At 47.1% G+C, this 17,861-nt stretch carries 16 protein-coding genes; 9 read left to right on the top strand and 7 right to left on the bottom strand.

What is annotated here, in order from left to right:
* The first annotated feature begins 149 nt into the window (after nt 1-149).
* Nucleotides 150-782, top strand: coding sequence for a uridine kinase (gene udk / locus BFR57_RS02830; protein WP_071462535.1), 633 nt, complete (start codon nt 150-152; stop codon nt 780-782).
* A 13-nt stretch (nt 783-795) separates the two neighbouring features.
* Nucleotides 796-2,004 (top strand): NupC/NupG family nucleoside CNT transporter, encoded by a 1,209-nt coding sequence (locus BFR57_RS02835; RefSeq protein ID WP_071462536.1) that lies wholly within the window; start codon nt 796-798, stop codon nt 2,002-2,004.
* A 68-nt stretch (nt 2,005-2,072) separates the two neighbouring features.
* Here BFR57_RS02835 and tesB read toward each other — a convergent pair whose 3' ends face one another.
* The gene (gene tesB, locus BFR57_RS02840) at nt 2,073-2,933 is read right to left on the bottom strand and encodes an acyl-CoA thioesterase II (RefSeq protein WP_006955550.1); all 861 of its coding nucleotides are present in this window, start codon (nt 2,931-2,933) and stop codon (nt 2,073-2,075) included.
* Nucleotides 2,934-3,193: 260 nt separating this feature from the next.
* Here tesB and acnA point away from each other — a divergent pair, with 260 nt between their 5' ends.
* Nucleotides 3,194-5,869 (top strand): aconitate hydratase AcnA, encoded by a 2,676-nt coding sequence (gene acnA / locus BFR57_RS02845; RefSeq protein ID WP_071462537.1) that lies wholly within the window; start codon nt 3,194-3,196, stop codon nt 5,867-5,869.
* Nucleotides 5,870-5,939: 70 nt separating this feature from the next.
* Here acnA and BFR57_RS02850 read toward each other — a convergent pair whose 3' ends face one another.
* On the bottom strand, nt 5,940-6,647 hold the full coding sequence (locus BFR57_RS02850; protein WP_071462538.1) for an SDR family NAD(P)-dependent oxidoreductase: 708 nt from the start codon (nt 6,645-6,647) through the stop codon (nt 5,940-5,942).
* Between the two features lie 2 nt (nt 6,648-6,649).
* Complete coding sequence (locus BFR57_RS02855) at nt 6,650-7,015, bottom strand: 2-amino-4-hydroxy-6-hydroxymethyldihydropteridine diphosphokinase (protein ID WP_071462539.1); 366 nt, start codon at nt 7,013-7,015, stop codon at nt 6,650-6,652.
* Nucleotides 7,016-7,217: 202 nt separating this feature from the next.
* Between BFR57_RS02855 and BFR57_RS02860 the strand changes: the two genes are divergently transcribed.
* The 5 genes from BFR57_RS02860 to asnB are packed head-to-tail and all read left to right on the top strand — an operon-like array spanning nt 7,218 to nt 12,326.
* Nucleotides 7,218-7,688 (top strand): hypothetical protein, encoded by a 471-nt coding sequence (locus BFR57_RS02860; protein WP_071462540.1) that lies wholly within the window; start codon nt 7,218-7,220, stop codon nt 7,686-7,688.
* Nucleotides 7,681-9,102, top strand: coding sequence for a sodium:solute symporter family protein (locus BFR57_RS02865; RefSeq protein WP_071462541.1), 1,422 nt, complete (start codon nt 7,681-7,683; stop codon nt 9,100-9,102). Before BFR57_RS02860 ends, BFR57_RS02865 begins: the two co-directional genes overlap by 8 nt.
* Complete coding sequence (locus BFR57_RS12945) at nt 9,099-9,221, top strand: hypothetical protein (protein ID WP_290439322.1); 123 nt, start codon at nt 9,099-9,101, stop codon at nt 9,219-9,221. Before BFR57_RS02865 ends, BFR57_RS12945 begins: the two co-directional genes overlap by 4 nt.
* A 4-nt stretch (nt 9,222-9,225) precedes the next feature.
* Nucleotides 9,226-10,293, top strand: coding sequence for an aspartate carbamoyltransferase (locus BFR57_RS02870; protein ID WP_071462542.1), 1,068 nt, complete (start codon nt 9,226-9,228; stop codon nt 10,291-10,293).
* A 17-nt stretch (nt 10,294-10,310) separates the two neighbouring features.
* Nucleotides 10,311-12,326, top strand: coding sequence for an asparagine synthase (glutamine-hydrolyzing) (gene asnB, locus BFR57_RS02875; protein ID WP_071462543.1), 2,016 nt, complete (start codon nt 10,311-10,313; stop codon nt 12,324-12,326).
* 4 nt (nt 12,327-12,330) lie between these two features.
* Here the strand turns inward: asnB and msrB are convergent, their stop codons facing one another.
* Nucleotides 12,331-13,413 carry a peptide-methionine (R)-S-oxide reductase MsrB gene (msrB, locus tag BFR57_RS02880; RefSeq protein ID WP_367158746.1) on the bottom strand — a complete coding sequence of 361 codons (1,083 nt, stop codon included), beginning with the start codon at nt 13,411-13,413 and terminating at the stop codon, nt 12,331-12,333.
* A gap of 99 nt (nt 13,414-13,512) precedes the next feature.
* On the opposite strand from msrB, the gene BFR57_RS02885 reads away from it, so the two are divergent.
* Entirely contained in the window at nt 13,513-14,505 is a 993-nt protein-coding gene (locus BFR57_RS02885; RefSeq protein WP_071462545.1) for a hypothetical protein, read from the top strand.
* Here the strand turns inward: BFR57_RS02885 and BFR57_RS02890 are convergent.
* Genes BFR57_RS02890 through BFR57_RS02900 form a run of 3 tightly spaced genes read right to left on the bottom strand, consistent with a single transcriptional unit; the run spans nt 14,502 to nt 17,852 of the window.
* Entirely contained in the window at nt 14,502-16,235 is a 1,734-nt protein-coding gene (locus BFR57_RS02890; protein ID WP_071462546.1) for an ExeM/NucH family extracellular endonuclease, read from the bottom strand. The two genes, BFR57_RS02885 and BFR57_RS02890, sit on opposite strands and share 4 nt — an antisense overlap.
* On the bottom strand, nt 16,232-16,717 hold the full coding sequence (locus tag BFR57_RS02895; RefSeq protein WP_071462547.1) for a MarR family winged helix-turn-helix transcriptional regulator: 486 nt from the start codon (nt 16,715-16,717) through the stop codon (nt 16,232-16,234). Before BFR57_RS02895 ends, BFR57_RS02890 begins: the two co-directional genes overlap by 4 nt.
* 28 nt (nt 16,718-16,745) lie before the next feature.
* Nucleotides 16,746-17,852 (bottom strand): CsiV family protein, encoded by a 1,107-nt coding sequence (locus BFR57_RS02900; RefSeq protein ID WP_071462548.1) that lies wholly within the window; start codon nt 17,850-17,852, stop codon nt 16,746-16,748.
* Nucleotides 17,853-17,861 lie beyond the last annotated feature (9 nt).

A 17,861-nucleotide genomic window follows, 5' to 3' on the forward strand; every position in this document is an offset into this window, starting at 1 on the left:
AAACAGGGTCAGAGAAAGTATGTAGTCTTCGATGTTTAAAAATTGTAACTAAATTAGACAGAATCGATTTTCATGCAAGGGTTTTAATTAGCGGTGGAATCAAGGATAATTGCGCGCGGTCAAAGAGGTTACAAGGAAATGACAGGGTTGTGAGTAAAACGACAGTTATTGCTATTGCGGGGGCATCGGCCTCGGGTAAGAGTCTTTTTGCATCGACAGTTTATCAGGAACTGGTTGCAGAGTTAGGTAGTGACGGCATTGCGATTTTAGCCGAGGATGCCTATTACAGAGACCAAAGCCACATGACGATGGAGCAGCGCGTGTTGACGAACTATGATCAGCCGTCTGCATTTGAACATGACTTACTTAAGCAGCATATTCGCGATCTGCGTGATGGTATCGCCGTTGAAATGCCACAATATAGTCATACAACTCACACGCGACTGCCTGAGAGTATTCCTGTAGCCCCCGCGAAAGTCATTATGGTTGAGGGTATTTTACTGCTAACTGATCCTTCTTTACGAGAAGAGTTCGATATCTCGGTATTCATGGACACACCGCTTGATATTTGTTTGCTACGGCGTATTAAGCGCGATATCGAAGAGCGTGGTCGTAATTTGCAATCGGTCACAGAGCAGTATGAAAAATATGTTCGTCCAGCTTTCTTCGACCATATATTTCCTTCCAAGCAGTATGCTGATCTCGTAGTAACCCGAGGCGGGCGAAATGAAATTGCGATTGATATAATAAAAACAAAAATACGCCAGCTGCTGGCTGAATAACCTACGGTCCTTTATGAATAGTTTACTTGGCATTGCCGTTATCTTTTTCGTTGCTTTCTTATTGTCTACTAATCGCAGAGCCATTCGCTGGCGCACGGTTATTGGCGCTTTTTCGATTCAACTTTTACTTGCTTGTTTTGTACTGTATGTACCAGTCGGACGAGAAATGTTATTTGGCTTTGCCCAAGGCGTTTCGACAGTCATCGGCTACACGAGCGCAGGTATTAATTTCCTCTTTGGCTCGCTTGCCAGTGAAGACTTTGGGTTTGTATTTGCAATACAGGTTCTGAGCGTCATCGTTTTCTTCTCTTCACTTATCTCTGTGCTGTATTACCTAGGTATTATGAAGTGGATTATAAAAATTCTCGGGGGAGGTTTACAGCGAATGTTAAGAACTAGTCGCCCTGAATCCATGTCTGCTGCGGCAAATATTTTTGTTGGCCAGACTGAAGCGCCGATGATGGTGCGGCCATTTATCGGCACGATGACGCGTTCAGAATTATTCGCGGTAATGGTCGGCGGGATGTCCTCAGTGTCGGGTTCCGTATTAGCGGGTTATGCCGGTGTGGGCGTAGAGCTGAAGTATTTGATTGCTGCGAGCTTTATGGCCGCTCCCGCAGGTTTTTTGATGGCCAAGATGATGATTCCGGAGACGGAAAAGCCACGCAATGACCTGACCGAAGTCGAAGTTGACGATCAGTCGGCTAACGTGATTGATGCTGCGGCAACAGGGGCTTCAAGCGGTCTACAGTTGGCGATGAATGTGGGTGCTATGTTGCTGGCGTTTGTGGCATTAATTGCACTGGTAAACGGCATCTTTGGCTGGGTCGGCGGTTGGTTTGGTTATCCCGAGCTGACTTTACAAGAGATATTTGGTTATGTATTCCAGCCAGTCGCCTATGTTTTGGGTGTGAGCTGGGATGAAGCACAGTTGGCCGGTAGTTTTATCGGACAAAAACTGGTGATCAATGAATTTGTTGCTTACCTTGATTTCGTCAATTACAAAGATCAGTTAAGTGAGCACTCGCAAGTTATCATTACCTTTGTTCTGTGCGGTTTTGCAAACTTCTCATCGATTGCTATTTTGCTCGGTGGTCTCGGTGGTATGGCACCGAGTCGGCGTCACGATATTGCACGATTAGGTATGCGCGCTTTATTAGCGGCAACGCTCGCTAATATGATGAGTGCAGCCATTGCTGGCTTCTTTATTGGACTAAGTTAGCATGTGATTGATACGAATCAAAAAGCCGGCTGTTAAGCCGGCTTTTTTGTGTCTAAAGGTTAGCGTGGTTAGCTTCGGTCGCGGATCATGCCTTCTTGTATTGTCGATGCAACTAAGGTGCCTTCACGGTTAAATAGTTGACCGCGAACTAAGCCGCGAGCACCACTCGCGGAAGGACTGTCAATCGCATACAGTAGCCAATCATCCATGCGAAAATCACGATGAAACCACATCGCATGATCGATGGTCGCGACCTGCATCTTCGGCTGTGCGAAACTCTTACCGTGTGGCTGTAATGCGGTAGGCAAAAAGTTAAAGTCCGAAGCGTAAGCAAGTAAATATTTGTGCACACGTGGGTCATCAGGCATGGCGCCATTAGCACGTAGCCAAACGTAACGTTTCGGCTCGTCTTTTTCGGGTTTAAATGGGTTGTATGAGGTAACAAAGCGCATTTCGATGGGCTTTTCGCTAATGAATTTGTTACGCAGCGGTGCAGGGATGAGTTCTTCGTGTTCACGATAAATATCAATGTCCGAGACTAACCCTTCAGGACCGGGTACATCCGGCATCGCGTCTTGATGCTCAAAGCCCTCTTCGTGTTGCTGGAACGATGCTGTCATGTAGAAAATAGCTTTGCCGTGCTGAATCGCCTTAACTCGACGAGTCGAGACACTATTACCGTCTCGGATAACCTCGACATCATAAACGATAGGTTTCTTTGCATCGCCCGGGCGTAAGAAGTAGCTATGAAAAGAATGACAAAGACGTTCAGGAGGTAAAGTTTCTTTGGCTGCTGATAAGGCTTGACCGATCACTTGACCACCAAATACCGCGCCAAAACCCAAGTCTTGACTGTTTCCACGGTATAAACCTTGTTCAATTGTTTCCAAGCGAAGTAAATCAAGGAGGTTATCCAATACTTGGCTCATTGCCTATTTCCTTTGTTTATGATTAATATCAATGCAGTTAGTTTAACGAAATGATCTGATTTAGTCTTTAATCACTACTTATATAGACACAATTATTCGTAAAAATAGATGGTTATGAGTGAAATTTGAGCGCTTGTTGGTAGCCCTTTACAGCGCAATATGTTTGCATAAATTAAAAGGCTTGGTTGAACCTAGCCTCATTGACTATATTAATAAAAACCTATCAGCTTAACTAACGCAAGAGCGAACGGGAGAGTACTATGTCAGGCAAAGACAGTCTGAATACGTTAAGTACATTGGATGTTAATGGTAACTCGTACGAGTATTACAGTTTACCGAAAGCAGCCAAGGAGCTCGGCAATATCGATAAATTGCCCGCTTCGATGAAAGTACTGTTAGAAAATCTACTTCGTAACGAAGATGGGGAAACCGTCACTCGTGAAGACCTTTCTGCAATGGCGGACTGGTTGAAAGAGCGCAAAATTGATCGCGAAATCCAATATCGTCCAGCACGTGTCCTGATGCAGGATTTTACAGGCGTGCCAGGCATTGTTGATTTGGCAGCGATGCGTGATGCGGTCAGCAACGCAGGGCAGAACCCAGAGCAAATCAATCCGCTCTCGCCTGTCGACTTAGTTATCGACCACTCAGTGATGGTTGACAAATATGCGTCTCCCGAGGCGTTCAAAGAAAACGTACGCATCGAGATGGAGCGTAATAAAGAGCGCTATGAGTTCCTACGTTGGGGTCAGAAAGCGTTTGAAAACTTCCGCGTTGTACCGCCGGGCACCGGCATTTGTCACCAAGTCAACCTTGAGTATCTTGGTAAGAGTGTTTGGACCAAAGAAGAAAATGGGAAAACCGTTGCGTACCCAGATACGTTAGTGGGTACGGATTCTCACACCACCATGATTAACGCGCTTGGCGTATTAGGCTGGGGTGTTGGCGGTATCGAAGCCGAAGCCGCTATGCTCGGACAACCGGTGTCAATGTTGATTCCAGAAGTCGTCGGTTTCCGTATGACAGGCAAGCTGAACGAGGGCGTGACGGCAACTGACTTAGTGTTGACGGTAACGCAAATGCTACGCGAGAAAGGCGTAGTGGGTAAATTCGTTGAATTTTATGGTCCAGGTTTGGATAACTTGCCACTGGCGGACCGTGCAACCATTTCAAACATGTCGCCAGAATACGGTGCGACCTGTGGCTTTTTCCCAGTGGATGAAGAAACTATCAACTACATGCGTTTGTCAGGACGTGATGAAGAGACGCTGGCGCTGGTTGAGTCCTACTGTAAAGAGCAAGGCTTGTGGCGTAGCAATGACAACGAGCCAGAGTTTACTGATACGCTTGAGTTAGATCTGAGTGAAGTGCGCGCATCGCTTGCGGGACCTAAGCGTCCACAAGACCGTGTGAACATGGAGCAACTGGGTAGCAATTTTGATCTCATCTTAGAGACTAACGGCAAAGCCAACGAAAAAGATAAGTCGGTTCCGGTTAAAGGCCAAGACTTTGAGCTTTCTCACGGCGATGTTGTGATAGCTGCAATTACGTCCTGTACCAATACATCAAACCCCAGTGTGTTGATGGCGGCAGGTTTGCTCGCTAAGAAAGCGGTTGAGAAAGGTCTTATTCGCCAGCCTTGGGTTAAGTCTTCATTTGCGCCAGGCTCTAAAGTGGTAACTGACTACTTGGCGAAAGCCGGTTTAACACCATACCTTGAAGAACTTGGTTTTCATCTAGTTGGCTACGGCTGTACTACATGTATCGGTAACTCAGGTCCGTTAGATGACGAGATCAGTGATGCGATCAACGAGGGCGATTTGACGGTGTCCTCAGTGCTATCGGGTAACCGTAACTTTGAAGGTCGTGTTCACCCGGATGTGAAAGCAAACTGGTTGGCTTCGCCACCGTTGGTTGTGGCTTATGCGTTATCAGGTACAACGCGTACCGATCTGAGCAAAGATCCGCTCGGTAAAGATAAAGACGGTAACGATGTGATGTTAAAAGACATCTGGCCAAGCAGTTCTGAAATTGCCGAAGCCGTTAAGACGGTTGATAACGAAATGTTCCGTAAGGAATATGGCGAAGTCTTTAAAGGCGATGAAGAGTGGCGTTCTATTAAAGTCGCGGAAGGTAAAACCTATGATTGGCAGGATGATTCAACCTATGTGAAGAATCCACCCTTCTTTGACGACATTAATGAGCCGTTGGCTGATCCAAGCGACATCGAAGATGCCAATGTACTTGCAGTGTTTGCTGACTCCATCACGACTGACCATATTTCACCAGCCGGTTCGATTAAACCGGACTCGCCAGCAGGTCGTTACCTGCAAGAGAATGGTGTAGAAGTGAAAGACTTTAACTCGTATGGCTCTCGTCGCGGTAATCACGAGGTCATGATGCGCGGTACCTTTGGTAACATTCGCATTAAAAACCAAATGCTTGATGGCGTTGAAGGTGGTTTCACCAAGTACATTCCGACTGGCGAAGAAATGTCGATTTACGATGCAGCAATGAAATACATCGAGAACGATACGCCGTTAGTTGTGCTCGCCGGTAAAGAGTACGGTACTGGCTCAAGCCGAGATTGGGCTGCGAAAGGTACGCGGTTATTGGGTGTTAAAGCCGTGATTGCCGAAAGCTATGAGCGAATCCACCGCTCTAACCTGATTGGTATGGGTGTCTTACCGTTGCAGTTTGAAGACGGTCAAGGCGTTGAAGCGCATGGCTTGACAGGCGATGAAACCATCTCAATCAAAGGTTTAAGTAAAGATCTTAAACCTGGGCAGATGCTCGATGTCGTTGCGAAAGGTAAAGATGGCAAGGAAGTGGAATTCCAAGCCAAATGCCGGATTGATACTTCAAATGAAATGAAGTACTACAAAAACGGCGGTATCTTGCATTACGTACTGCGTCAGATGCTCGAAAAGAAATAAGCACTTGATAGCGATAATAAAGCCGCCCGCATATTCTATGCGGGCGGCTTTTTTTTTGGAGGTGAGCAGGCTAAATATTGAGGGCTCGCCCGCCATCAACCTTAATTGATTCACCCGTAAGGAAAGGATTGTCGCGTAAAAACTTCACTGTCTCTATCATCGGCTGCAGACCACCTTCAACATTCAGTGGTGTTTCGGACATAACTTTCTGACGATGCGTGTCATCGTGGTCTGGTAAGAAGAGAATCGGACCCGGTTGGATGGCATTGACCCGAATTTTGGGCGCTAAAGTTTTAGCAAAACCCTGCGTCATATTCGCTAGCGCAGCTTTTGCGCCGCAGTAAGCAATATAGCTCGGTGAAGGGCTGTCAGTGTAGATATCAGTAATATTCACCACCAATGGGTTATCACTTTGCTCTAATAACGACTTAAGTCCAGTAATGAGTAAGTAAGGAGCTACCGCGTGAACATTATAAACGGCCGCTAATGCGTCGGTGCCGCTATCAACAGTCTCGTTATCAAAAAAGCACGATGCATTGTTGACTAACATATCGAGCGTATCGGTCTTTTTTTTAATCTGCTCAATCAATGACTGTACCGCGCTAGGCTCGTTAAAATCGGCTTGTAAAGGAATCGCACCGCGCTGTTCGAGCGCCTCAACTCCGTTTTTAGAGCTGTTGTAATGGGCGAACACTTGATAGCCCTCGTCAATGAGGTGGTTGGCTAGCTCATAGCCAAAGCGTCGGCCCGCACCAGTAATCAGCACATTCTTTGCCATGGTTATTCTTCCTTCAGTTCGTAAGCAATATCTTGTAAATAGGTGGGCACCTCGGGCTCTTCATCGACAGGACCGAGGATATCAATATCAATTGTACGATCTTTGATGCTGCGATTCGGATCGTCACGGTCCCGACCGAGTTGCTCTTCAATTTCGTTAAAGCGTTGCTTTAATTGCGTAGCTGTCAGCATTGTTTCGATAGTGAATAATGCATTCAGAAAGGGGTGTGGGGTATCGATATCAACGGGACGGGTAAGAATGTCGCGTGTAAAAGCAAGTTCATCAGAAATTTGATAAAGATAGTGCTTAGCGCGAGAAAAGTGGAGTTCTGGTTCGATATTTGAGCCTAAACTACATAAATACTTCATAGATTAACTTTGTGGTTGATTACATTGAAAGATTATACGCAATTCAAAACTAATTGGTTTGTATCAAGCTATCTGATTTTATTGAAATTGGCGAGTTGTTAAAAAATATGTATCAATTTGCCATACTCAGCCAGTTAAGTTGAAAAGCCCGAGAACCGCTGATAGGCTGAAATTTGTGTCAAAGATAATAAGAATTCATGATATGACAAGCTTTCAGGTGTGGCTGAAAAGCTATAACAAAGCGCTATTTGCGTTGTTATCTATATTAATATCTTGTTCGGCGATGGCGCAGAGCGAGGATACCGTCGTGCTCTCAGGGCCTACCGAAGAGGTCCGCGCGGGGTATTTCGTTGTCGAGCTACAGCAAGTCTCGCCAGCACTCCGGCCTTTGACGCTCCAAGTGAGTCATACCAAGTCCTTTTCGAGCGTATTGCAGACCGTGCCAGTCATGGGTGACTTCAACCAAGTGACCCTGACGGGGTTCGAATCGGGTCATTATTATATTCGCGCCGTGCATCAACAGCGCGTGGTCAGCCAAACGGCGATTGAGGTCACCGTTGAGCACTATCCGATTTGGCAGGCAGTGACATTGTTCGCGTTGGGCGCACTGCTATTTTTGTTATTACTGCTGACATTAATCATGGGACATAAGAAGGCGGTGCGTCATGACTGAGTTTGCGCTGGATACACAGACTGCACTGTTTATTATCGTTGGCTTTGCCTTGGCATGGATTGCATTCGGTGTTTGGCTCGGGCGAAAAAACAAATCACATGAGGACTTCGCACTAGCGGGGCGGAATGTTGGCTTCGCGTTCGCAGCAGCTACCGCCATGGCGACATGGGTGACGAGTAATACAACCTTGGTGGCGCCTCAACTCACTTATCAGTTGGGTGTGTGGGGAATGGTCGGTTACTCGTTTGCCGCGCTGGGGTTATTGTTATTCGCGCCGATGGCCAAACGTATTAAACAATTGCTACCTCAAGGCTATACGTCGGGCGATTTTATCCGGTTGCGCTATGGCCGTTTCGCTTGGGCGGTGTTTTTGGTTATTTCAGTCGTGTATGCGTTCGGCTGGCTGGTGAGCCTCGGTATGGCAGGTGGAATTCTGCTCGAAGCATTGAGTGGCTTAGATTACTACATAGGCATGACGATTATTTTAGCGATGTGTGTGGGCTACACGTTGTTTGGCGGCTTACGTGCAGTTATCGCTACCGACTTTATTCAAGCCTTAATTATTATCGTCGGTGTTGCTGTTGTAGCTTACTGGTTGATCGATAACGTGGGCTTAACCAGTATACATACAGAGTTGAGTCAAGCGCACCCGCAGCTATTAGATCTGCTATTTCCCGCAGCCGTGATGTTTTTATTTAATAATATATTTTTCGGATTGGGTGAGATATTTCACTCAAACGTGTGGTGGTCGCGCGCCTTGTCCTTTCGTAAGGACGTTGCGTATAAAGCTTATTTAACCGGTGGTTTGTTGTGGTTACCGATTCCAATTGTCACTGGATTTATCGCATTGGCTGCGCCTCAACTGGGTATATTTCCAGCATCGGCCGATATGATAGGTCCGGCGGTGGCTTCATCGGTGCTTGGCAAAACAGGTGCCATACTGGTGTTTATTGTGGTGTTCTCGGCGTTGGCATCTAGTCTTGACTCGTTACTGGCGGCCTCGTCTGACTTAGTCACCCAGGATATCTATCATAAATTAATTAAGAAGACCGCATCTGATCAGCAACTGATGCGGTTTAATCGTTATTGCTTACTCGGCCTTGGCGTGATGACCTGGCTCTTGTGCTTACCGCGAATAGCGACCTTGGGCGCGCTATTAAACTTTGCGGGAGCTTTTGTGGCAAGCACCATTTGGCCCATTGTGATAGGACTTTACTGGCGACGCCTGCAAGGAACTTTCGCTGGAATAGCAATGGCGGCGGGTACGATAGTCGGGCTGGTCGCTTATTTTTGGATTGGATTTTACGTCGCAGCATTGGTTTCTTGTGCTGTATCAGGCCTGATTTGTGCAATCGGTATTGTATTCAACAAACGTCAGTTTTCGTGGCATGAATTGCAGGAGAATGGACAATGATTATTTCAGAAACTGCATTTTATTTATTGGTCACGGGGGCGCTCATTCTCACAGTATTAGCGCCGGTTGTACTTACCGGTCTGTTTTTAAAAGATTATTTTTCTAAATCAATATGGTAACTGTATGAATATAAAGGATGTTTCCTTTGAGCGGGACAGACCTGACGTGTGCGGCGACGCACATCCCAAAGCATTGCTAAGAGCGATTCAAGAGGATGGTGATTACCTGTTGAAACTGGCTAATCAACACATTGTTTCGTCGGATCAGTTTACACAAAATGGTATGTTGCAGTTGTTTCGACTCGCAGCAAAGTACGAGGCCAATCCACGACGTTTTAGCACGTCGTTGCAGGGCAAAATCTTAATTTCTGCCTTTTATGAGCCGAGTACGCGCACGCGACTTTCATTTGAGAGTGCCTGGCACCGTTTAGGCGGCGATATCATGTCGATCACTGATCGCTCTACTACTGGGATTGCGAAAGGCGAATGCCTCGCCGATGTCGCTGAAATGTTTAATAACTACGGCGACTGTGTGGTGCTCCGAGATAACAACGAGTCCTCGTTAGAGGAAATGATCGATTCGTTGCGGATTCCGATCATTAATGCGGGCAACGGGTGTGATGAGCATCCGACCCAGGCGTTAGCTGATCTATATGCCTTGTTTAAATGGAAGCCGGAACTCACCACGGCCGATGCTAAGGAGCACGCAGTGAGTGTGGGCATTATTGGTGTTCCCAATAAAATGCGCACGGTGAGAAGTCTCATTAAAAGCTTGCTCAAATTTCCAGATGCGGTGAAAGAGTTAGTCATTATTCATGATGAATCGGTCACAGGGCAGTTGTTCGCCGAACAACAACGTGAGCAAATAGAACAAGCGGGCATTCGTGTGCGTACGTCTACGGACCTTAACGCGACCTTACCGGATATCGATGTGGTCTACATTAATGCGATATCGTGGGAGGGTGAAACGTTTAACACTTATGGAAAATCATTCAGCCTTGATGCTCAGTCACCGCTTAAAAAAGATGCCATTATCTTGCACCCCCTGGCACGTGGACCTGAGCTAGCAACGGATCTCGATCATACGCCACATAACTGGTATTTCAGCCAAGCCCGGGGCGCGGTGTTTTTGAGGATGGCGTTACTCACGTGTATGGTTCAACGCGCCGAGCGCGTTATCGATGTCGTATAACACAAGGAAAAACGAAGATGTGCGGAATTGCTGGAGTATTCAATCACCGCGTCAATGATTCTATCGACGCTCAGACCTTGGTCAATATGGCTGCGATAATGCATCATCGGGGGCCTGATGGATATGGCTATCACATACAGCCGGAGCAGGGGATTGGTTTCAGTCATGCTCGGTTATCAATTATTGACTTAAATGAAGAGCGTGCTAAGCAACCTTTTTTGTCTGCTGATGAACGACTGATGCTAACTCACAACGGTGAGTTTTATGACTTTAAACGTATTCGAGCGGATTTGACGGCACGGGGTGCGCGCTTTCGTACCAAAAGTGACTCAGAAATCGTACTGCATCTATTTGAACGCTATGGCCTCGAAGCCACATTAAAGGAGCTACGCGGCGAGTTCGCATTTGGCTTGTATGATAAAGACGAAGATGCACTTTATTTAGTGCGCGACCGCTTCGGTATTAAACCGCTTTATTGGACCGAGACGGACGAAGGTGTCGTTTTTGGCTCGGAGTTAAAAGTCCTATTCGCTCATCCGCAAGTAAAGCGCGCGTTTTCAGCTGAGGGCTTATATCACCAACTGATTCAAGTGATGGTGCCCGGTTCAACGGCATTTGAGGGCGTACATCAAGTGCAGCCTGGGCAGGTGGTTAAAATTAGACGTGCTGATGGTAAGCTTAATATTGATACGTTGAAGTATTGGGACGTCAATTTTCCTAACGAACACGACTATCCAGGTGACGAGGTCGATGAGACAGAATATGTCGAAGGCGTGCGTGAAAAGCTCTTAGAGGCGGTGCAACACCGAATGACTGCTGACGTACCCGTAGGCTGTTATCTCTCCGGAGGCATCGATTCATGTTCGATTTTGGGCTTAGCATCGGCATCGACACAAACCTCAGTTAAAGCTTTTACTATTGGTTTTGACTCGGATGACTATGACGAGACACCGATTGCACGTGAAATGGCCGAGGCGACTGACGCTGATCATCATATTATGGCGCTTAAGGCGAACGATCTGTACGACCATTTTGTAAAAACGCTATGGCACACTGAACGGACTATCTACAACACGCTCGGTGTTGCCAAGTACCTGATGAGTCAGGAAGTGCATGAGGCGGGTTATAAAGTCGTTATGACGGGTGAGGGCTCGGATGAGCTATTTGCCGGTTATCCAGCATTTCGCAAGGATATGTTTTTGCATGGCCTCGATCATCTACCCGAAATTGAGCGCCTCGAGTGGCAAAAGCTACTGGAGAAAAACAACCAGCTATTTAAGGGAGCCATGTTGGCGCGCGAGGAGTTTAGCAGCGACGCTTTGAATAAAAAAGTGGGCTTCACGCCGAGCTGTGTACAGCCTTGGCTCTCTTGCAGTAGCGTAGCTAAACCGCTTATTAACAGGGATTTACAGAAGCAATTAGAGGACTATGACCCGGGTCAGGCAATAGCGGATACGCTAGATGAAACTTATTTGGCCGGACGACACCCACTTGATCGCGCGCAGTACGTGTGGATTAAAACTATGTTGGAGGGTCAAATTCTGACTTGGGGCGGTGACCGCGTGGACATGGCGAATTCGATGGAAGCACGACCCGCGTTCCTTGATCACCACTTGGCCGAATATGCGTTCACGGTACCGCCGCATTTACGTATTAAAGGCAATAAAGAGAAATACGTTTTGCGTGAAGCGATGAAAGGGCTGTTGCCCGAGACGCTCTATAAACGCGAAAAATTTGCCTTTATGGCGCCGCCCGCGCATACCGATCCAGAAAAGTGGAAGGCAGTAGAGCGACTGGCGGAAGAATTTTTAAGTGAGCAAGCGGTAAAAGATGCAGGGCTGCTCGACTTTAACGAGGTCGAGGCAGTATTCGCGCGTCATAGTTCAAGTGATGTGACGCCGGAAGAGCAAGTACAGCTCGATGCGGTGATCAACCACATGTTGGGCGTACAAGTGCTACACCACCACTTTGTCGCAACCGATGTTCCTGAGCAGGCAAAGCAACGCGCTCAAGAACTCGGCTGGACAGCCTAAGGGACTATTGGTCGGCGGATACATAGTTAATGTATTCGCCGTAACCGCGCTCTTGCATCTCATCCAAAGGGATAAACTCTAGTGCAGCGGAGTTCATGCAGTAGCGTAAACCCGTTGGCTCGGGACCATCGCTGAATACGTGACCGATGTGGTTATTGCCATAGCGGCTGCGGATTTCTGTGCGCGTGTAAAACCAACTGTTATCCTCTTTTTCCACTACCGCATCGGATGTGATTGGTTGGGTAAAGCTGGGCCAACCAGTGCCTGATTTGTATTTATCTGTAGATGAAAATAAGGGCTCACCACTAAGAATGTCAACGTAAATGCCGGGGCGCTTGTTATCCCAATAAGCGTTGTTGAATGGCTCCTCAGTACCATCCTCTTGTGTCACCTCATACTGAATGTCAGTTAACTTTTGCTGCAACACTTCATCACTCGGTTTGGTGTAACCTCTCCAGCGCGCTTGCGCTGCATCCGATTGATTGACTCCATTGGGGTTTTGATTGGTGTACTGTTGATAATCAATACCTGAGGTGTCTCCCCAGTACTTCTCGATGAAATCATAGCGCCCGGAGTTAAACGTATAGACTTTATAGCGGATAGGGTTTTTATCATAATAATTTTGATGATAGTCCTCAGCGGGATAGAAGGACTTGAACCGAGTTATCGGCACGACGATCGGCTCTTTGAATGGACCTTTCTCGGCTAGGTACTGTTTCGTTTGCTGAGCAATTTGGCGTTGCTGCTCGGTGTGGTAAAAAATTTCTGGACGATATTGCTGACCTCGGTCAACAAATTGACCTTTGTTATCAGTCGGGTCAATGATACGCCAAAACTTCTGTGTCAGTGCGGCGTAGGAGACTATGTTCGGGTCGTAGTAAACTTGAACGCTCTCAGTGTGACCTGTTTGCCCGGCTGAAACCTGCTCGTAGCTGGGGTTAGCCTCGGATCCACCACTATAACCGGAGATCACCTCGCGAACACCGTTCATTTGTTCAAATGCTTCTTCAACACACCAAAAACACCCACCCGCAAAAGTTGCTATTTGCTCGTGAGATTGCTTTTCGTTGATTTGATTTTGTGCCATGCTCAAGTGAGTGAAAAATAAAGCGAGCATGGGAAAAATATATTTGGACATAAAGCCTCCTGCATTTACCGCATCTAATAACAATATAGGTCAGTCGGGATGAAAAAGATTTATGTGAATGGAATTTTTCTGCTCGTGTTATGGATAGTTGCTACGCCTATCCACGCGCAGACAACAACGGAAGATGCACAGCCACATGCTCAAGACGGTTCCTCAGACGGTTGGCTTGAGGGCTTTCGTAAAGGATTAGAGACGACCGTCGAATCGAGCGCTCGTTGGATAGATGGTTTTTTTGCTGACCGCGGAATGAGTAGCGATGAGCACGAAACTTATGGGCGTTTAACGGTAGCCCCTCAATGGTCGGGCTACCACAAATTTGAGGTCGATTCGCGGTTTCGAGCGCAATTCAAGCTTCCTCATGCCAAGAAAGATTTTTCTGCTTTTCTTGGTCAGGTCGATGAGGGCGAGTTTCTTGATCAACAAGATGTTGGTCGGCCCTCTGTTATTAATTCACCCACCACGGATGATGAGTGGCTTGTTGGTTTGGGGTTTAGCCGTCAAGTTAATGAAGCCCATCGATTAACCTACAGTATTGGAATCCGCGGCGGTATTCGATTTGATACGTATGCCCGCGCACGTTACCGCGTTGATAGTATCCTTTCTGATGCAAGTTTAATGCGTTGGGAGTCATCGGTATTTTGGCGCGATAGCGATGGCTATGGCGTTGCGCAACGGGTCGATACGGAAACACAGTTAACCACAGACGTTGTTGCTAAGTGGTCTGCACTTGGAACATTTGCACAAGAAACTCAGGGTGTACGTTGGAGCTCCTCAGCCATCGTTTACTTTTTGACAGATGTTGACCACGCATACGCTACCGAAATTTGGTCTGAAGGTGAAAATGAAGCGCCGGTTACGGTAACGGACTACGGTATCCGCGTACTTGATAGACGTAAGATTTATAAATCTTGGCTGTTAATGGAGACGTGGGTCGGTCACCATTGGCCTCGCGAAGAGCGCTTCGAAACGAGGCGAGGCCACTGGATGGTTGGTGTTGAATTTGAGCTCAGATTTGGTAATAAACGAGGCTAAAATTCAACATCGATGATGACAGGATCGTGATCCGATGAGCGATAGGGACCCGGCTCAAAGTATTCGGTGTCCTCATAACTGAACACTGTGGGCTCATCACTGTTGTAGTGAATATGCTGAACATTTGTTATCGATTCAGCAAGCGTTTTATCAACAAATACGTGGTCGAGAGCGCCCGCCTGGCTATCGAAGACATAAGAGTAGTCTTCAGCCTCCGATACATTAGTAAAGCCCTGCGACTCGATATAACGTATTGGGTCCTCTTTAAAGTAGGCGTTAAAATCGCCAAGCAATACCGGCGCTGGAAAATCATTTTGTGCAATCCATTCAGTAAGCGCTTTAGCAGAGTCTACCCGCTGTTGATTCCAACAGTACTGCCCATCACGTTGATTGGCATTGGCGCCTTGCTCTGGACAGCCACCTTTAGATTTAAAGTGATTGACCACTACAGTGAATTGTTTGCTTGTTTGTTTATCTTCGAATACTTGGGCGAGAGGAGGGCGGCTACCAGAACGGAATGGCCCTTCTGTTAACGTGTGCGCGTGCCCTAAGGGCTTCACTCTGTTTCGATTATAAATTAATCCAACGGCTATTTGGTCATCACCGAGACGTTGGGCTCGAGGCTCAGCGATTACATAGTGACTGCTTTGCTCGCTATTGAGCTCGTTGACTAACTGAACAATCGCACTGTCAGGGCCGTAGCCGTCGTTTTCAACTTCCATTAAACCAAATACGTCAGCGTCAATTTCGACCAGTGCCGATAAGATTTTAGTTTGCTGGCGCTGGTAGGCGTCGAAGCTTTGAGCCCCGCGTTCGGTTGGGAAGCCGTTCTGTTCGCCATTGCCATTGAAGAGGTTAAGCACATTAAAACTGGAAATGCGTAAGTGGTCACCTTTTTCGTTAGGTGACTCGGGTTCATCAATGTGTTTAGCTACAATAGCCTCAGTAGGTTGGATACGCGCTCTGCCGCGAAACTCCGTTAGTATACCGACGATAGGTTCCAGTGTCGTGCCACTGCGTACGGAGTTTTGTGCCTTGCTGGTTAATGCACTGAACGGTAGAGTCGACGGCTCAATGTCACTGTTATCATCGACTTGCACTCGGTTTAACTGGTTACGTTGCATTTGTTCACGCGCCGATTTACCAGGCTCAACAATTTGGGAGGGGGTAAATAGGCGGCCACTGGAAACGTCAAAATATCCATGTCGTGGCAGTTGATAATGACCGGAAATCGTTAAGTCATGACCATCAGATGCTACTAAAGTGACCCGCATATTTTCATACTGTTCGCGCTGCTCATTGCTTTTGAAAGGCAGTCGAACAGTGACGGGCGCGGGCATAGGACGCGCTTGCGGACATGATTGCATAGCACTGACGTCAACTAAACGAGTCTGTTCGTTGACTTCAGCAACACGCCCTGTAACAACCACAAGGTCACCTTCCGTAAATGTTTGTTCATTTGCGACACTCACGAAGATACCTTCGGAACTGAGGGGATCATCATCGGGTTCATTGCTTTGTAGGAAAAAACCAGCCAGTTCATTGTCGGCTGTCCAGTTTGCCGTCACCGTTCCTGCGGTGGTCACCTCCTGATCAAGCAAAGGAGATTGCCAAGCGTGGCCTTGAATCACTGAAATCGGTGTAATACTCGCTTGCTCTTCACCGCATTGTTGTGCGAAAGCGGTTCCTGTACTAAGCAACAGTGCGGTAGCAATTAAGAGTTTCTTCATGAGTGCTTGTCCATTTTATGATAACTTCCTACCTCTAAGACTGGAGCTGCATCGAGCCGCTCGGCATCCATCATCGTGGCAATGCGTTGCATAGATGACAGCAGTAGCGATTGCTCCCATTCATCAAGACCTTGAAATTTTTCGATAAAGTCTTCTTGTAGAGGCTGAGGCGCTTGGGCCAGTAAAGACTGGCCTTGTTCGGTGATGTACATCAGAACACGCCGTTTATCGGTGTTACTACGTCTACGATAGATTAAACCACGGTGTTCCATGCGTTCGATGACATTTGACACGGTGGCTGGGCTTAAAGTGATGTTTTGAGCAACTTCACTGGCGGTAATGCCATCACGAGCCACAATCTCTCGAAGTATCAGGAGTTGTGGAGCTGTTAATCCAGAGTATTTATTAAGTTGTTTGGAGTGAAGATCAATGGCGCGAATGACTTTACGTAACGCAAGTAAAAGTTCTTCATACTTTTCCATTGTCGCTCCTGCCTGTTAATTCGATGCTTTAGTAACGTCGCGCGGATAAATCTGTGCGACGAATTTGCACAATCATACCTAATTTTGGATGATCAAAGTAGTGTGTTTCATGACTGATTACTCGACGTAACTGGTCAAATCGATAGCTACGTAAAAATCGCTCGCCATCGACTTGAGCCTGCTTGGATGTGAGCATTTCTGAGGCTTGATCAGTCAAACTTCCACTAGGTGGAGCGACAAGCGCTTCTTCACGCAGATTGAAGTCACCTTTGATATGTAAATAATTGCCAACTAAGAATACATGCAAGGTGCCATCAAGTTCCCAGACGGGCGTGTCGGTGGTTTCTGGCTGCAGTGGGGCTAGAGATTGTCCGCCTTTGTTTACACCGAATCGATGGTCCCCTTGATTTAATATAGTGAAAAGCTCATCAATATTTTGCATACGGCGCGCGAGCGGATCGTTGTCGACACCTGGGTCGCTAGGCGCGTACTTTACTCCATCGTCAGGCTTCATGAATCCATTGAATTGATAACGCTCGGCAAAGTTCTTCCCGCCATAGAGACGAAATTTGTAGTTGTCGTCCCGTCCAAACACAGGTTGCTGCCAAGCTAAGTGTAGGAGTGGCTCAGCAAGTCCTCGCTGCTCTAAGGTTTGTTCCGTCTCATTAAGTACCCAGTGATCTTTAGCCACTAAGAAGGGGTTGCGAGCAGTATTGAGATCTTTGGTTTTACCGGCAAAGTGTACAGGTAAGCGATCAAGCTGAGATAGCTTACTCGGCCGATTAAATGGGCTTCCGTTGATTTTTATCGAAAGGCTTTCGTCGTTATAACGACAGGGCAACTCACGCCACTGCCAGTCATTTTCAGGTAATTCACATAGTGCCAGATTAGCACGCAAGTTGTGATAATCCCGATTGACTACCGTGGCGATAAGGTCGGTGGCAGACCCCGTTTTTATGGGTTCTACCTTAAGTGGAAAGCGCTCGCTTATATCTTGGTCGACTGTATGCTTAAACAATAAAACTTCAACTTCAAACCAACGCCAATATTCGGGATCCTGTTTCGCTTGTGCCTTGGGCAACCCCAATAAGCTACAGGTTGTCAGCAAACCAACAACTAACCCCTTAAACTTCATGTTGTTTTC

The organism is Idiomarina sp. MD25a, assembly GCF_001870515.1.
In the GTDB taxonomy this organism is placed as follows: domain Bacteria; phylum Pseudomonadota; class Gammaproteobacteria; order Enterobacterales; family Alteromonadaceae; genus Idiomarina.